Origin of the sequence: Dyella sp. (assembly GCF_035277725.1) — a bacterium.
Classification (GTDB): Bacteria; Pseudomonadota; Gammaproteobacteria; order Xanthomonadales; family Rhodanobacteraceae; genus Dyella_B.
The window spans coordinates 17,415-32,553 of record NZ_DATEJY010000250.1 but is presented as its reverse complement, the minus strand read 5'-3'; the positions used below and the strand labels follow the sequence as shown (position 1 = coordinate 32,553).

At 61.8% G+C, this 15,139-nt stretch carries 14 protein-coding genes and 1 tRNA gene; 6 read left to right on the top strand and 9 right to left on the bottom strand.

Annotated features, from left to right (window positions below):
- Nucleotides 1-71: 71 nt before the first annotated feature.
- The gene (locus tag VJR68_RS20390; RefSeq protein WP_324150610.1) at nt 72-737 is read left to right on the top strand and encodes a response regulator; all 666 of its coding nucleotides are present in this window, start codon (nt 72-74) and stop codon (nt 735-737) included.
- Between the two features lie 5 nt (nt 738-742).
- Nucleotides 743-2,125, top strand: a complete 1,383-nt coding sequence (locus VJR68_RS20385) for an ATP-binding protein (RefSeq protein WP_324150635.1) — start codon at nt 743-745, stop codon at nt 2,123-2,125.
- 137 nt (nt 2,126-2,262) lie between these two features.
- On the opposite strand, the gene VJR68_RS20380 is transcribed toward VJR68_RS20385, so the two are convergent.
- Nucleotides 2,263-4,299 (bottom strand): TonB-dependent siderophore receptor, encoded by a 2,037-nt coding sequence (locus VJR68_RS20380; RefSeq protein ID WP_324150609.1) that lies wholly within the window; start codon nt 4,297-4,299, stop codon nt 2,263-2,265.
- Here VJR68_RS20380 and VJR68_RS20375 point away from each other — a divergent pair.
- Nucleotides 4,288-4,485: a hypothetical protein gene (locus VJR68_RS20375; RefSeq protein ID WP_324150607.1), complete on the top strand. Its 198-nt coding sequence runs from the start codon at nt 4,288-4,290 to the stop codon at nt 4,483-4,485. The two genes, VJR68_RS20380 and VJR68_RS20375, sit on opposite strands and share 12 nt — an antisense overlap.
- On the opposite strand, the gene VJR68_RS20370 is transcribed toward VJR68_RS20375, so the two are convergent.
- From VJR68_RS20370 to VJR68_RS20360, 3 genes are read right to left on the bottom strand one after another with little or no spacing between them, the layout of a single operon-like run.
- Nucleotides 4,480-6,042 carry a PepSY-associated TM helix domain-containing protein gene (locus tag VJR68_RS20370; RefSeq protein ID WP_324150606.1) on the bottom strand — a complete coding sequence of 521 codons (1,563 nt, stop codon included), beginning with the start codon at nt 6,040-6,042 and terminating at the stop codon, nt 4,480-4,482. The two genes, VJR68_RS20375 and VJR68_RS20370, sit on opposite strands and share 6 nt — an antisense overlap.
- A gap of 12 nt (nt 6,043-6,054) precedes the next feature.
- Nucleotides 6,055-6,300, bottom strand: a complete 246-nt coding sequence (locus VJR68_RS20365) for a hypothetical protein (protein ID WP_324150604.1) — start codon at nt 6,298-6,300, stop codon at nt 6,055-6,057.
- Complete coding sequence (locus VJR68_RS20360; RefSeq protein WP_324150603.1) at nt 6,297-6,575, bottom strand: hypothetical protein; 279 nt, start codon at nt 6,573-6,575, stop codon at nt 6,297-6,299. Before VJR68_RS20360 ends, VJR68_RS20365 begins: the two co-directional genes overlap by 4 nt.
- Before the next feature lie 187 nt (nt 6,576-6,762).
- Between VJR68_RS20360 and VJR68_RS20355 the strand changes: the two genes are divergently transcribed.
- Nucleotides 6,763-7,362, top strand: coding sequence for a carbapenem self-resistance protein CarG family protein (locus VJR68_RS20355; protein ID WP_324150602.1), 600 nt, complete (start codon nt 6,763-6,765; stop codon nt 7,360-7,362).
- A gap of 27 nt (nt 7,363-7,389) precedes the next feature.
- On the opposite strand, the gene VJR68_RS20350 is transcribed toward VJR68_RS20355, so the two are convergent.
- Together VJR68_RS20350 and VJR68_RS20345 are read right to left on the bottom strand one after the other, a co-directional pair.
- A tRNA-Leu gene (locus tag VJR68_RS20350) sits at nt 7,390-7,476 on the bottom strand.
- Nucleotides 7,477-7,569: 93 nt separating this feature from the next.
- Nucleotides 7,570-7,809, bottom strand: coding sequence for a hypothetical protein (locus VJR68_RS20345; protein ID WP_188792283.1), 240 nt, complete (start codon nt 7,807-7,809; stop codon nt 7,570-7,572).
- A gap of 219 nt (nt 7,810-8,028) precedes the next feature.
- Here VJR68_RS20345 and VJR68_RS20340 point away from each other — a divergent pair, with 219 nt between their 5' ends.
- Nucleotides 8,029-8,679: a response regulator gene (locus VJR68_RS20340; RefSeq protein WP_324150600.1), complete on the top strand. Its 651-nt coding sequence runs from the start codon at nt 8,029-8,031 to the stop codon at nt 8,677-8,679.
- A gap of 96 nt (nt 8,680-8,775) precedes the next feature.
- Here VJR68_RS20340 and rne read toward each other — a convergent pair whose 3' ends face one another.
- Nucleotides 8,776-11,901: a ribonuclease E gene (rne, locus tag VJR68_RS20335; protein WP_324150598.1), complete on the bottom strand. Its 3,126-nt coding sequence runs from the start codon at nt 11,899-11,901 to the stop codon at nt 8,776-8,778.
- A 340-nt stretch (nt 11,902-12,241) separates the two neighbouring features.
- On the opposite strand from rne, the gene VJR68_RS20330 reads away from it, so the two are divergent.
- Nucleotides 12,242-13,216: an RluA family pseudouridine synthase gene (locus tag VJR68_RS20330; RefSeq protein WP_324150597.1), complete on the top strand. Its 975-nt coding sequence runs from the start codon at nt 12,242-12,244 to the stop codon at nt 13,214-13,216.
- Nucleotides 13,217-13,280: 64 nt separating this feature from the next.
- On the opposite strand, the gene VJR68_RS20325 is transcribed toward VJR68_RS20330, so the two are convergent.
- On the bottom strand, nt 13,281-14,798 hold the full coding sequence (locus tag VJR68_RS20325; RefSeq protein WP_324150595.1) for a CPBP family intramembrane glutamic endopeptidase: 1,518 nt from the start codon (nt 14,796-14,798) through the stop codon (nt 13,281-13,283).
- The gene (locus VJR68_RS20320) at nt 14,795-15,136 is read right to left on the bottom strand and encodes a 4a-hydroxytetrahydrobiopterin dehydratase (RefSeq protein ID WP_324150594.1); all 342 of its coding nucleotides are present in this window, start codon (nt 15,134-15,136) and stop codon (nt 14,795-14,797) included. Before VJR68_RS20320 ends, VJR68_RS20325 begins: the two co-directional genes overlap by 4 nt.
- Nucleotides 15,137-15,139: the final 3 nt, after the last annotated feature.

Sequence of the window (15,139 nt, the reverse complement as noted above, 5' to 3'; positions counted from 1 at the left end):
TAAGCTAATCTGCGCAAAATGACCAGGCAGGACAATACTTCCCACAAAGTCGGGCGAAGGTAAACGGCGGCATGCACATCATCCTGGTCGAAGATGACCTGCAACTCGGCGAAGCCATCAGGCAGGCGCTGGAACGACTCTCCTACGCGGTGACCTGGCTGCGTGACGGACGCGAGGCGCTGACCGCGCTGCGTGACCAGACGGCTGACCTGGTCCTGCTCGACTTAGGCCTGCCCAACAAGGACGGCATCGAAGTATTGGCCGAAGCACGCCGTTCGCACGTCAACACGCCGGTGATCGTGATGACGGCGCGCGACGGTTTGGAAGCGCGTGTGCGTGGCCTCGATGCCGGTGCGGACGACTATCTGGTCAAGCCCTTCCACCTGGAAGAATTGAGCGCGCGCATCCGCTCGTTGACGCGCCGTGCGCAGGGGCTTGCCGCCAATCGCATCGACGTGGGCGTGATCAGTTTGGATATCGGCACGTGCGAAGCCGAATACCGCGGCAAGCGTGTTGAACTGACGCGCCGCGAATTTTCCTTGCTGCGTATCTTGATGGAACGCGCGGGACGCATCGTGCGCCGCGAGCATCTGGAAAACTCGCTGTATGGCCTGGATAACGCCGTAGGCAGCAGCGCCTTGGAAGTACAAATCCATGCCTTGCGCCGCAAGCTGAGCTTCGATGCCATCCGCACCATTCGCGGCGTGGGTTACATGATTCCCCGGGATCCCACGTGAAGCGAATGAGCCTGCGCGACCGGCTGCGCTGGATGATTATTGCGGTGCTGATTGCGGTGCTGCTGCCGATCGGCCTGTATAGCTACAACCGCACCTTGAAGGAAACACGCGAGCTGTTGGATGGAAGGCTGGCGCAATCGGCACGCACGCTGGACGTGCTGATCCGGCGCGCCGGCCTCGATGCCTTGCGCTCGCCAGCGCAAGGTTCGCTGGAAGTGCCGATCATGAGTCGCGAAGACGAAGTGCAACTCCTGCACACGCGCACCTACGAAACGGAAGTGGGTTATCAGGTGTTCGACATGCACAATCGCATGCGCCTGACCACCGCCAACCTGGCACGCCTGCCCATGCCGTCGACCCCGGTTTCCGGCTTCGACAATCATTTCTTCGAGGGTTACGGCTGGCGCATTTTTACGCTGGTGGACGACGTCAATAACGTGGTGATTCGGGTCGGCGAGCGTGATGACAGCAGGCGCGATATCACGCGGGCCTTGTGGCTTGATCTGGGGTTGCCGCAGGTGGTCGGCCTGCCATTGCTGGCGGTGTTGGTGGGGTGGGCGGTGCGGCGCGGTTTGCGCCCGCTCGAACGTTTGCGGCAAGCGCTGGCATCGCGCTCGCCGGGCAATCGCCAACCCATTCAATTGGATCATGCGCCGCAGGAATTGCAGCCGGTGGTCGATGCCCTGAATGCCCAATTGGAACGCCTGGAGGATGCGCTGGAGCGTGAGCGCCGTTTCAGCGCAGATGTTGCGCACGAACTACGCACGCCGCTTGCATCCACCATGATCCATCTCGATGGCGTGATGGCAGCATCACTCCCTGCCGATGCACAGGTTGCATTGACCAGCGCGCAATCCGGACTCGTGCGTCTGGCGCGGCGCATCGAGCAATTGCTGGCGCTTGCACGCCTGGAAGCCGGCGCAGCAGCCGGCCAGCGCGGCGAGGTCGACTTGATTGTCGTGGCGATGAACGTGATTGACGAACTCGCACCGCTGCTTGGCGAGAGCGGCGTCGAGTTTGCCTTTGCCGAACACGATGACAGCCTGAAGATGGATGGCTATGAAGCGGCGCTCGCTGCGTTGCTGCGCAATCTCATTGAGAACGCCATGCATCATGTGCCGATGGGCGGGCAGGTGCAGTTGTCCATGCACCGTTTGCAAAGCGGTATCGTGATCGAAGTGGTCGATAACGGGCCGGGCATTCCACCCGAGCGGCGCGCGAGTGTGTTTGCGCGTTTTCACCGCGAGTCGAGTGGTGGCGATGGCTATGGTCTTGGTCTTTCCATCGTGCAGCGTGCGGCGCAGTTGCATGATGCAACGATCGAATTGCTGGATGCGCCATCGGGACATGGGTTGCGGGTGCGCGTAGCCATCCCCACCAGCACGTAGGTTGGGGTGCGAACCCCAACATCGCCATGCCTGCAGACATCACGATGTTGGGGTTCGCACCCCAACCTACAGATAAGCGCATCGTCATTCCGCCGAAGGCCGGAATCCATCACCAGCTGTTGCCCGCGGGTTTTGCCTCACAACGTAAACGTCACACTCGCCCGCACCGTCCTTGGTGTGCCTTGGTTGAGAATGAAACCAAAACTCGTCAGCCAATACTTTTCATCAGCAAGATTGTCGATGCCAACTCGATAAATCACCGGATGCCCGCCTAGCGTACTGGCGTACCGTGCGCCCACGTCGAACGTGTGATACGCCGGAATAATGTTGCTGTTATTGGCCTCGATAGCCTGGTTGCCGACGTAGCGTGCACCCGCCGTCAGCACCAGACCCGGTAGCTGCGGCACGCTGTATTCCGCATACAGATTGCCTTGCAGTTTCGGTGCGCCATAAGCACGCTTGCCATCGACCTCGGATGCCGTGCGTACGTTGACGGCATCGAGCGCCATGACGCCGCCGAGCACGGTCCAATGGCTGCCAAGCGAAGCCTGGAACGAGGCATCCACGCCTCGATAGCGCGTCTGGCCATCTTGCACGTAGACATTGTCGGCATTGAGATATTGCAAGCCGCGTTGCACCTGGAACAACGCAAGGTTCGCGTTCCACGTATCGAACTCGGCTTTTGCGCCCAGTTCAAACTGCTTGCTGGTGGTGGGTGCAAACGTCTGGTACGCATTCACGGCGCTTTGCGGCGCGCTGGCGGGTTGCTCCAGCGATTGCACGTAGCTGGCGTACAGCGTGATCGGCGCCAGTGGCTTGTACATCAGTGCGGCGGTCGGCGTCACCGGCTTTTGGTCGTAGCGGGCCGTGGGTTGCGTGCTGCCCGGCCCGAATGAGGTGTCCAGGTAGTCGATGTAGCGCAGGCCAAGCAGGGCGGACCATTGCGGCGAAAAAATAAGTGTATCGCTGACAAACAGTGCGCGCTGCGTGGTGGCTTCCGCCAGGTACGTGGCGCGGCTCCATGATGTGTTGGGATCGGGCAATAGTGACGGATCGAAAAGATTGCCGGTTCCCAACATTTGTCCGGCACTGACGTTCCAGTCCGCTGGATAGTGCGAATTCAACGTTTGCGCGGAGGCGCCGAATACCAGATCGTGCTTGATGGAACCGGTGGTCAACGTACCGTTGAACATGCCTTGCCACTGCGCGTAGTTGTAGCGCGAATAGCCCAGATAGTTGAGATCGGTGTAATTGCCCTGGTTGTCGGTAAGGATGATGGCGCTGTCACGGTTCTCGCGTGTCTGCTTGGCGTAGCTGTAGTCGAGATGGAAGCTCCAGTCAGGCGAGATATCCCACTTCAGGCCGGTGTTCGCGACGCGATAAGTCGTTTGGTAACCCGTGTAAGGCTGACTGACACGCTGATCGCCCGGCAACGCAATGGGCACGCGCACCGGCTCGGCAACGGGATAACCGAAATCCTGCCCGAGGATGATGCCGTAATAGGCGCCTTGCACATCGCGATCCTGGTAGATGCTGTTGAAGTGCCATTGCAGGCTATTGGTGATGTTCTTGGTGAGTGCGAGCGACGCGGCATTGCGCCGGATATGTCCATCGTGCACGAAGGTGTTGCCTTCTTCGTGCACGAGGTTGAGGCGGTAGCCCCATCCACTCGCCGTGCCGCCGACATCGGCCGCTTGCTTGAACACGCCGTTGGAAACATAGCCCAGCGTAAAACTCGCATACGGTGTTGACGTAGGCTGCTTGGAAACGAAATTGAGAATGCCGCCGGGTTGGCCGAAGCCGTACATGAAACCACCGGGGCCTTTCAGCAGTTCGACCTGACTGAAAGGCTCCAACGGCAAATCGCTGCCCCAGTTGGGAATGGCCAGACCGTCCATCTTGTAGCCATTGAGCAAATCCAACGCCAGGCCACGCACGGCGAAACCGGACGATTCACCCACGTAGCCGCTCGCTACCGGTGTAACGCCGGGATCGGCAGCAAAGGCTTCGTTGATGTCGATGGCTTGGCGGTTCGTGATCAGTTCCGCCGTGACGGGTGAGATGCTGAAAGGCGTGTTGAGCAAATCGCGCAATCCTAGTGCGCCGGTGCTGGCGTCGTTGGTGCGGTAAAGATCGAATGGGCTCGCCGCGGTGACATGCACTTGTTCGAGCACTTTGGTTTTCGGCGGTTGCGTGTCATCGGCGTGCGCATGACTTATGACAAGGCCGGAAACGAACACCGCAACGCTTTTGCGGACGACAAGGAAAGGCAGGGCACGGCGGTGCCGGGCAACGGACATGGAATACTCCTTGAAAAGATGTCCGGCTGGCGTTGGCTTGCCGAGTGGAAAGAACTATGACGTGGAGGCAAGTGCCCATACGCTATGAGGATCGCCACGGCGCGCGCGTCGTGCGGCTGCTCGCGCGAACGCCATGAAAACAAGGCCGAGACACAACGCAGTGAGATCTACGCCGAGTACCGAATGATGTTGGGGCGAAGGGTCGCGTATCAGCATGTCTGCATTGCAAATCAGGTCGGCGAACGCTACGCCCACGGTCAATACGGCCGTGGCCAGCAGCAATTCCACGGCAGCACGCGGTATCGGGCGTATGCAAGCGTAGGCGCACGCACCAAGAAACAGGCCATAGCAGGCGACGCGTTGCGGCCATGCGGCATCGACACCCAAGTAACCGGCGATCCATGTGACAGCAAAGGCGCCGGAAATGCCCAGACATGTGCCGATGCATACACCGATCGTGGCGCGCGCCATGACACGGGTGCGTCGTGGCTGATCGATATGGCGACGCTTGCGCCGGGATTCGATCCACAACAGATTGCCGGAATAGAACAGGAACGCACCTGCCAAACCCAGCGCAAAATACAGCCATTGCACGATGCGCCCGCCAAAGCTGCCGAAGTGCAACGCATACATCGCAGAGTTGCTGATGCCATTGATGGTATGCGTGCTGCCCACATGCATGGCCAGTACGCTTCCATCCACGGCAGACAGCGCTACCGTACCGTACGTACCTAATGTGTGTTGCGACAAGCCGCGTACTTCAATCACGGCGTGGCGATCGCCATAGTGCATGTAGTGCAGATAGTCCGGCTCAAAGCTGCTGACGTTGCCGCCTTTAGCCGCTTGCCGTGCGCGGTCGATCAGTTCGTCAGGCGGCAACATGGCCGCCGCTATGTGGCTGGACGTGCGCGGCGGTGCCGTGTTGATGGCTTGCGCATACGCCTCGTAAAGCTTGCCGTTGAAGGCCAATCCGTTGAGCGCGGCAAACAACAGCGTGAACAGGCAAAGCAGCGCGCCGGTGACGGCGAAAATGATATGAAAAGGCAGGCTGACGACGCCGATGGCATTGTGTGCGTCCTGCCAGAGCCGCTTGAGGTTGTGGCCAGCGCGTAAGGCAAACAGGTCGCCAAGCAACCGCGGCAGATGGATCACCACGCCCGATAGCAAGGCCAATCCATACAACAGGCTCACGATGCCCATCAGGTACATGCCCACTACCGGCAAGCCGAGTGAATCGTGCAGGGCGTAAATGAAATCTGCGAGCGAGCCGGCATGGCCCTCGTCATCACTGGGCGATGCCATGTTGCTGTAGGTGGCAAAGCGCGTTTGGTTGTCTTCCTGCCAATAGGCGTAGGCAGCGTGCGAGGCGTCGCTGGGCAATACGATGCCGAAGTCGTCTTTGGTTTGTGGATGGTCCGCAACAAGGCGCTCGATCAGCGTGGCCAGCGAAACATCTGCATCGCCTTCGCTTCGCCACGGTGGGTTTTGCCACGCGGCGATGTCGGCGTGAAACACTGTGAGAGCGCCAGCGTAGAACGCGATAAACAAGGCGAAACCGGCGATCAGGCCGGTCCATGTGTGCACGGTCTGGAAGGTGCGTAGCGTGGCGGCTTTCATCTGTGGAATGCCTTATCCAATCCATTGCGTCAGTGCGAAAGCCGCTGCATTGGCACAGCCGAATGCCACCCATGCGCGCGCGGCATTGCGAAAGGCGAACGCGGCCGCGATCAGCGCTATCCATAAAGGAATAAACAGGATCAATGCGGGAATGAGCCACTCAGCGCCGCGATGGGGCAGTGTCGCGAGCATCAGGCGCAACAGCCATGCTGCAAGTGGAAAGCCGAGCAGGACGCCAGCCAGGTAACGCGCGATCATCGCGTGCGCTCGTTCGCCGTGGATGTATGACTGCCACGCCACCATGCGATGTACGGCAGCAGCACCCACGCACACATCGCGGCGGTCAGCGCCCCGGCCACCCCTGCGCCGACGCCTTGCGCTTCGCACCAGGCGAGGGTGCCTATGAGCAATATGGCGCTTCCGGCTGTTCGTGCCGGCCACGACTTCGCCACGTGCAACAGGCGTTGTTGCGCGTGTGCGAGGTAAAGCAGGAACGCGCCGGAGAGCGTCAGGAGCAAAGCGCAGAAAGTCATTGGCGGTGTCGGCGGTGGTTGGGATGAGATAATGAGAATTATTCTCATTATTATCGGCTCAGTCAACGGCGCCTGGCGAGGGAGAACGGCTGGTGTTTTCCTGCCTCACGACAGCCCTCATGCTTCCCTGCGGATGCCGTGCTTGCGACAGTGATCTTGATTAAGCTTTCGCGCACGTACCGACATCTTGCTGGTTTTGGCAGGAGTGCCCATGCGAAGGATTTTCTATATCTGCGCACTGCTGCCGGGCCTGGTGATGACATCAGCGGCGCTTGCAGGACAGTTTGATAATGCGCATCCGGTTGCGCTGAACAACGGTTTCAATCACGTCGTTCTAGGTGGCCACAAAACCACCATCGTTGTCGCGAAGCGAGAGAACTACAACGCGCACAGCTTCAGCATGGCAACGATCTACACGCAGGGGCCTTCGGATAGCCCGGACGAGCCGGCATGGAACGTCGTGCCGGTGTTCAACGTGGACCCGAAAGATCAATACGAGCGGCTTTATCTGTTGAAGGGCGGCGGCGCTGATTGCCTGCTACATGACTTCCGCATTTTCACTTCTGCCCACGCCGCGACAACGTGGCTGATTCGCGCGGAGCGTGACATGAAACTCAGTTATGCCGACGCGGAGCCGGTGCATTTTTATGTTTATCGCTTGAAAGAAAACAAAGACGGGGAAATAGGACGGCCGCCGGTCTATTTCGAATTCGACCATCGCGTGGATGCATCGAAACCTTATTGCGACGTCGATGAAGCGATGGCCAGCGAGCTTGGGGTTCGGTGAGCGGATCGAAGATTCGCTTGAAAGCGCTGGTGCCCGGAGCCGGAATCGAACCGGCACAACCTTGCGGTCGAGGGATTTTAAGTCCCTTGCGTCTACCTGTTTCGCCATCCGGGCGGGAAGGGGTGCAGAATGACCGGCTGCAGGCGCGCGATCGTAACATGCAGTTTGCGCAGGCGGAGCAATCGACTCCGCTTTGATGTGAATCGGTCAGGCCACGGCGCTTTCCAGCGGTTGTCCCGGACGCGCGTATTGCGCGAGGCGGATGGTGGATGCGGGGCCTGGCATTTCCACGCAGGTGCTGCGGCCCGAGCGATTGTGCTCGTCGCGGGCAGCTTCGCGCGCCAGTTGAATAGCGGGACCAAGGCGCAGCTGACTGAACAGCGTGGCCGAGTCCCTTCGTATGCTCCAATCTCCATCAGGCGACTGTCTGAGCGAGTAGATCACCATCGATGCACTCCGGCAGGGGGTGGAACGCGTGACTTACGACAGCTATTTCGCTAATCATGGCACCAAAATTAGGACATGTATGTAGGTAATTTCCTACCTTGAATGTGGGAGTTGGCTCAAGATGGAAATTCCTTTCGGAACGCGGGGTTATCGACTTGCAATGTGTCAGAGACCTGCCTACTTTGCGAAGGCACAGTTCCTAACCAAGGAGGGCGCTAGATGATCGACGTTGTACTGGTAGATGACCACGAGCTGGTAAGAACCGGCTTCAGAATGATTTTGCAGCAGCCGGATATCCGTGTTTGCGGCGAAGCGGCCACCGCCGAGGACGGGCTGAGGCTGATCCGGGCCAGCAAGCCGCATATCGCGCTGGTCGATGTCCACATGCCAGGCATGAGCGGCATTGAGCTGACCGAGCGCATCGTGCGGGCGAATCTGCCCACGCACGTGATCGTGGTGACAGTGGTGGAGGATGCCCGCTTCCCGAAGCGTCTGCTGGACGCCGGCGCGCATGGCTATCTCACCAAGAGCTGTGCGGCGGAGGAACTGCTCAATGCCGTGCGGCAGGTGGCTGGCGGCCGTCGCTATCTGGCGCCGGCGGTAGCGCAGCAGTTGGCGCTGGCCACACTGGATGGCGAAGGTTCGCCGTTCGACGCTTTGTCCAGCCGTGAGCTGGAAGTGGCCATGATGCTGGTGCGCGGCAAGGCGCTCACCGCCATTGGCGAGCAACTGAATCTCAGTCCCAAAACGGTTTCAACCTACAAGCAACGTCTGATGGAGAAGCTGCAGGTCGATCATGTGATCAGCCTGGCACATCTGATGACCGTGCACGGGCTGTTGGATACGCACAACAACCAGGTTGGAAACTGAGGAACGAGCTTCCGCACGTTTTTCGACATGGCAAGCAAAAGGGCCGGACATCACGTCCGGCCCTTTTGCTTTACGGCTACCGTCGGCGATGGCGCGTCAGGAAAGTCGATTGTCGCGTTGATGACCGGTTGGAAGCTGCTCTTCGTCGGACGACGATTCCTTCGTCTCATCGATATGCTCGTTGTGGCCATGCGTTGGCTCGGCCGGTGTCGAGTGGTGCAACGGTGCAGAGAGCAGGTCACCTTGCTCGGGCTGATGGACCAGCGGTGCTGGCGTCACTACGACCGGTTCTGAGGGAGCGGGGGCGGCCACGGGCTCGATCAGCACGGGTTCGTCTGCGTGCTTGGTTTCGGCGATAACGATCGATTCGGCGGCCACGCTGGTTTCGTTGATGGCCGGTTCCACGCCGTGCGGCACCGACACCGTGACCACGTCGGCTTGCGTTACCGTCACTTCTTCGCGCGGCTGCGGAACGGTTTCTTCGATCGCCGCAGGTGCTTCTGTTTCTACCGGCGCTTCGCGCACCGGAATGGGCGGAAGCACCGGCAAGTTGAACGATGACGGCACCGGTGCCGGCGCAATGATCAGCGGCGCGGGGGCGTGGCTGTCTTCGGCCGTCGCGGTAGCAGCCTGCGGCTCGACCGCCGTTACCCTGATCGATTCCACCTCGGCAACCGCTTCCTTCACCGTCACCGGTGCATGGTTCTCGGTAAGCGGTGTGGTGTGCGCAACGTCCACTGCCGGCGCAGATGCAGGGGTCGGTGCAGCCGTGACATGCGTGGCGACAGGGGCGGCCTTTTCAGCGGGTGCCGTGTCGGCTTCCAGCTCGGACGCTTCGAGGTCATCACGATCCTCGTCGTCCAGATCCAGCGCGTTGGCCTGCTCGTTCTGCCCCGTACCCGCAACGCCACCTTCATGACGACGACGACGACGGCCACCGCGACGGCCGCGGCGGCGGCGCGACTGACCGGTACCCTCGGCCGACGCTTCGCCTGCGGCAGCGTTGTTTTCGGTTGCCGCGGCAACTGCCACGACGGCTTCCGCCGCTGGCTTTGGCGCTTCTACCGGCTTGGCGGCGGGCGGATTGGCGGGTTGTTGCTGCGGCGGTTGACGCTCGGCCTGCGGTTGGCGCGGCTGGCGTTCCTGCGGGGCTGGCTTGTTGGCTTCAGCGTTCTGTTGCTTGTTGCGCTGTTCAGTGACAGCCGCTTCGCCGGTCTGTGCGGGCTTGGGCTGGCGCTGTTGTTCTTGCTTGCCTTGCTGCTGGCGCCCTGGCTGCTCTTGGCGCTGGCGCTGCTGATTCTGGTTCTTGCCTTGCTGCTGCGCACCGCCGCGGGCTTCGCGCTGCTGCTGGTTCTGGCGCTGCTGACCTTCGCCGCGAGTGCGTTGCTCGTTACGGCGATTGTCCTGCTGCCGGTTGCCGCGCGCGGCTTGCGGGGGCGCAGCCACGGGAGCCGGGGTAGGGGCCGGCGCAGCGGCGTCGTTGCCGCGGAACAAGCCGAACAGCTTGGAGAGGAAGCCACCCTGCGATGCAGCCGGGGCCGGCGACGGCGCGGCGACTGGCTGACGCGGCTTGGCTACCGGAGCAGCCGGCGCCGTGACGGGCTCTTCTTCGCGTAGCGGGGCCGGACTGCTCGGCACGATGCCGCTTACCGCCGGCTGTTCGCTGCTGCCCAGCATCTGGCCCATCTTGCGCACTACGTTGGCTTCTTCAGCAGTAAGGCGCTCGTAGCTGGGCTTGCTGTGCTCGCCCATGTCCGCTTCGCGGATGCGCTGGATCTCGATGTGCGGCGTCTCAAGCTTCTCGTCCGCCACGATCACCACGTGCACCTTGTTGCGCAGTTCGATCTCGACCACGCTGGCGCGCTTTTCGTTGAGCATGTAGTTGGCCACGCTTTGCGGGGCCTGCACCAGCACCTGGCCGGTGTTGTCCTTCATCGCGTGCTCTTCGATCAGGCGCAGCGTGGACAGCGACAGCGATTCCACGCTGCGGATATGGCCGTGGCCTTCGCAGCGCGGACAGACGATCTGGGTGGCTTCGCCCAGCGACGGACGCAGGCGCTGACGCGACAACTCAAGCAGGCCGAAGCGCGAAATGCGGCCGATCTGGATGCGTGCGCGGTCGAGCTTGGCGGCATCCTTCAGGCGTTCCTCGACTTCCCGCTGATGCTTGGGGCTGTCCATGTCGATGAAGTCGATCACGATGAGGCCGCCAGCGTCGCGGATGCGCAGTTGGCGGGCGATCTCGGTGGCCGCTTCCAGGTTGGTGTTGAACGCCGTCTCCTCGATATCGCCACCCTTGGTGGCCTTGGAGGAGTTGATGTCGATGGCGGTCAGCGCTTCGGTCTGGTCGATCACGATCGAGCCGCCGGAAGGCAGGCGCACCGTGCGGTCGAACGCGCTCTCGATCTGCGTTTCGATCTGGTAGCGCGAGAACAGCGGCGTGTCGTCCTTGTACAACTTCAGCTTGCGCAGGGCGTTGGGCATCACCTGCTGCATGAAGTCGCGTGCGTCCTGATAGAGGGATTCCTCGTCGATCAGGATCTCGCCGATGTCGTTGCGCAGATAGTCGCGCAGGGCGCGGATGAACAGCTTCGATTCCTGGTAGATCAGGAACGGCGCCTTCTGGGCATTGGCGGCCTGGGAAATGGCTTTCCAGGTGGCCAGCAGGTAATCCAGGTCCCATTGCAGCTCTTCGGCGTCGCGGCCCATGCCGGCGGTGCGCACGATCAGGCCCATCTCGTCGGGGACGGTCAGATGTTCCAGCGCTTCTTTCAGCGCCTGCCTGTCTTCACCCTCGATGCGGCGCGAGACGCCACCCGCCTTCGGGTTGTTCGGCATCAGCACCATGTAGCGGCCGGCCAGGCTGATGAAGGTGGTGAGGGCGGCGCCCTTGTTGCCGCGCTCCTCTTTCTCCACCTGCACGACCACCTCGTGGCCTTCCTTGAGGAGGTCACGGATGTTGGATTTGTAGGGATCGAGGCCCGGCGTGAAGTACTCGCGGGCGATTTCTTTCAGCGGAAGGAAGCCGTGGCGTTCGGCGCCGTAGTCGACAAAGCAGGCTTCGAGGGAGGGTTCGACGCGAGTGATGCGGCCTTTGTAGATGTTGGCTTTTTTCTGCTCGCGGGAAGGGATTTCAATATCAAGATCGTAAAGGGTCTGGCCATCGACGATGGCCACACGCAACTCTTCACGCTGAGTCGCGTTGATCAACATTCTTTTCATTGTGTGTGATTCCTTGGCTTGGCCGCGCGTCGCGCGCCGCGGTGGCGCCTGGTGTGGCGGCCGTTCCGGGGATCGCGCCGCTGCGGTAAAGCGGCAAAATAACGGTAACGTTCCCGATACCGGGATGATTCTATGCACGCACGCCGCAGCATCAGGTCAACAAAACCGGACAAGCGGCTACCCGAACCGTTACGATGAATGGGTGTTTGCAACCGGCTGCCAAGACGGCCGACCGGAGCAAACCTCGCCGGCGTAACAGGCGGGCGCCCGGGTCCCAACGGGATGTCGGTGGACCGGGCTGAGCGCTGTGCGAGTATCCTCTCAACCCAGGTTTTTTTCAATGCAGACGGCAACTTCCCCCGATGTACCTCAAGGGGTGCGTCAAGTAGAGATCGGTCCGGAGCGGGACGGTCAGCGCATCGACAACGCCCTCGTGACCCTGCTCAAGGGGGTGCCCAAGAGCATGATTTACCGGCTGCTGCGGACCGGCCAGGTGCGCGTGAACGGCAAGCGCGCCAAGCCGGATACGCGTCTCAGCCAGGGCGATATCCTGCGCATCCCGCCAGTGCGGGTGGCCGAACGCCCGCCCGAAGAGGGCGCGCCCCAGGCGGCCCTCACTGCAGTCGCCGACACGGTGATCTTCGAGGACAAGCATTTCCTGGTCATCGACAAGCCGTCCGGCATGGCCAGTCACGGCGGCAGCGGGGTGAGCTTCGGGGCGATCGAGCTGCTGCGGCAGGCTCGGCCCAAGGATCACCTCGAACTGGTCCATCGCCTGGACCGTGATACCAGCGGCGTGCTGGTGTTCGCCCGCACCCGCGCCGGGCTCACCGGTCTGCAGGCCGCCATCCGGGCTGGCGAAGTCACCAAGCAGTACCTGTGCCTGATGGTGGGACACCCGCAGAAGGCCAAGTTCGACGTGAACGCACCGCTCAAGAAGTTCGTGCTACAGGGCGGCGAGCGGATGGTGCGGGTGGCGGACGATGGCAAGCCGTCGCTCACCTTCTTCCGGGAGATGGAGCAATACACCGGCGCGCGCCTGATGCAGGCCACCCTGGGCACCGGCCGCACGCACCAGATCCGCGTGCACGCCGCGCACATCGGCCATCCGCTGGCCGGCGATACCAAGTACGGCGACAAGGAAGCGAACAAGCGCTTCCGTGAGAAGGGATTGCACCGGTTGTTTCTGCACGCCTCGAACCTGTCGTTCGAGTTGGACGGGCGCGCCTATGGTTTTTCCGCGCCCCTGCCTGATGACTTGAAGGCCGTGTTGGATGCGATCGGCACCAAGGGAAAAAGCGCGCGCAGACCGTAGGTTGGGGTGCGAACCCCAACATCGGGATGCATGTACATGGCGATGTTGGGGTTCGCACCCCAACCTAAAGAAAGAAGCGCGCGCTCACTTCGAGCGAGCGCAGCAGCGTCCCGCCCGCCAGTCCCGACTCCACCAGCAACGCGCAGACCGCGTGGGCCAGCGCGATCGGCAATACGCTGCGCGAACGCATGAAGCACCACGCCCACCATAGCTCACCGACAAAGCACAGCTGCATCAGCGTGCCGTTGGGGGTATGCAACAACGCAAACACCAGCGCCACCGGCACGATGGCCCAGCTCGGTCGAGGCAGGATCTGCTCGAAGCGGCGCAGCAGCACGATCAGCATCAGCCATTGCTGCAGCCAGGCCCAGGCGAAATAGGCAACGACGTGGCCCAGCAGCAGGGGGCGTAGCGCGTGCCCATAAATAAGAATAAGTAGCACTGCGGCCGGCAGCGTCGCCAGCGGCCACAACCCATGGCGACCCGCCTCAGGCCAGCGCCATAGCCGCTGTAAATGCCGACGCTCGATTGCCAACGCATAAACGAGCCCACCGCCGAAAGCCGCCACGCCCAACGGAGTAGGGCGTAGGCCCCAGTGCAGGCCCATGATGAGCCACAAGGGACCGAGCAGGCAGCCGGCGATGTCGATCCACGGGCGCAGTGGACCTTGGATGGGGCGCAACACCAACCAGAGCAGTACGGCGAGGTAAAGGAGGCAGGCACTCCAGGGCCATGCTGGCGAACGGCGCGCCATCCGTTCGGCGTGTGGCGTCTCGCCGGCCGGAACGATCAAGGCGGCAGGCCAGCGATCGCGAAGCTGGTTGCGGAGCCACAGCATGGCTTCGGCGCTGCTGCCTTCAGGCAGGCGGAACAGCGGCATCGACCAGTTTTGCGCGGTCGCAGTGAGGCGGTTGAAGTCTTGTTGCGTGGCGCCTTTGGGCACGTCGACCGCAACGTCTTGCAGGCGCGGCATCGGCTCGGTGGTAAGCAAGGCCGCCGAAGCGATGCGCACGCTTGCGTGGCTAGGTATCTGGATGCGCAGGCGAAGCATCTGCGCGATGCCTGGCACCGCACATGCGCCGGGTTCGGCGCCGCGCCAGCCTAATGCGCGCAAGTCGATACGCACGCTGCTTATATGAGGTGTAAGCATCTCGGCTACCGGTGCCAGGCAAGCCGGTGCCTGGCCGCTGCCTTGCCATACCAGGCCGAGCTCGCCCGGCGCGTTGCTCTGCAACTGCAACTGCAGGATCGGCCAATGCTTCAGATCGAGCGACCACGCGATCGGCAAACCCAGATCAAACGGTGTGCCGTCTTTGCTGGTGATGCGCAGTGCGTCGTCGTCCTGCATCACCGTGGCGTTGCCGAACGCGCGGCCTGCCACCACATCGCGCGATTTGCGCAGATGCCACTGCCATAGCGGCTGGCTGGCTTCTACCCGTGCGAGTTGCTGTTGCGCCTGATCCAGCAATTGTGTGGCGGTCATCGTCGCCGCCAACCGACCAAGCGCAAGGCAGACCACCAGCGCGACCAGCACGTAGCCGGCGCAGATCAACACCGCTGGAAGCCGCCCGGTGGCGCTCAACGCTCGAGCAGAGCGTCGACGCGCGCGGCGCAGATGAAATCGTTCAACGACAGACCACCCACGTCATGCGTGGACCAGCGCAGCTTGCAATGCCCGTAGCCGGCCTCGATATCCGGGTGGTGATCTTCATGATTGGCCATGAAGCCTACGGCATTGATAAAACCCAGCGTGTGATGGAAGTTATCGAAGCGGAAGTCCTTCACGAGCGCGTCGCTCTCCGCACCGAGTTTCCAGCCAGGCACCAGCGGCAGTAACGCAGCGACGGCTGCTTCGTCCAGCGCATGCTCCTTGCCTTTGCGCGGCTGGCAGTGCTGGGCGGATAGCGGTTGGGCAGTCATGGC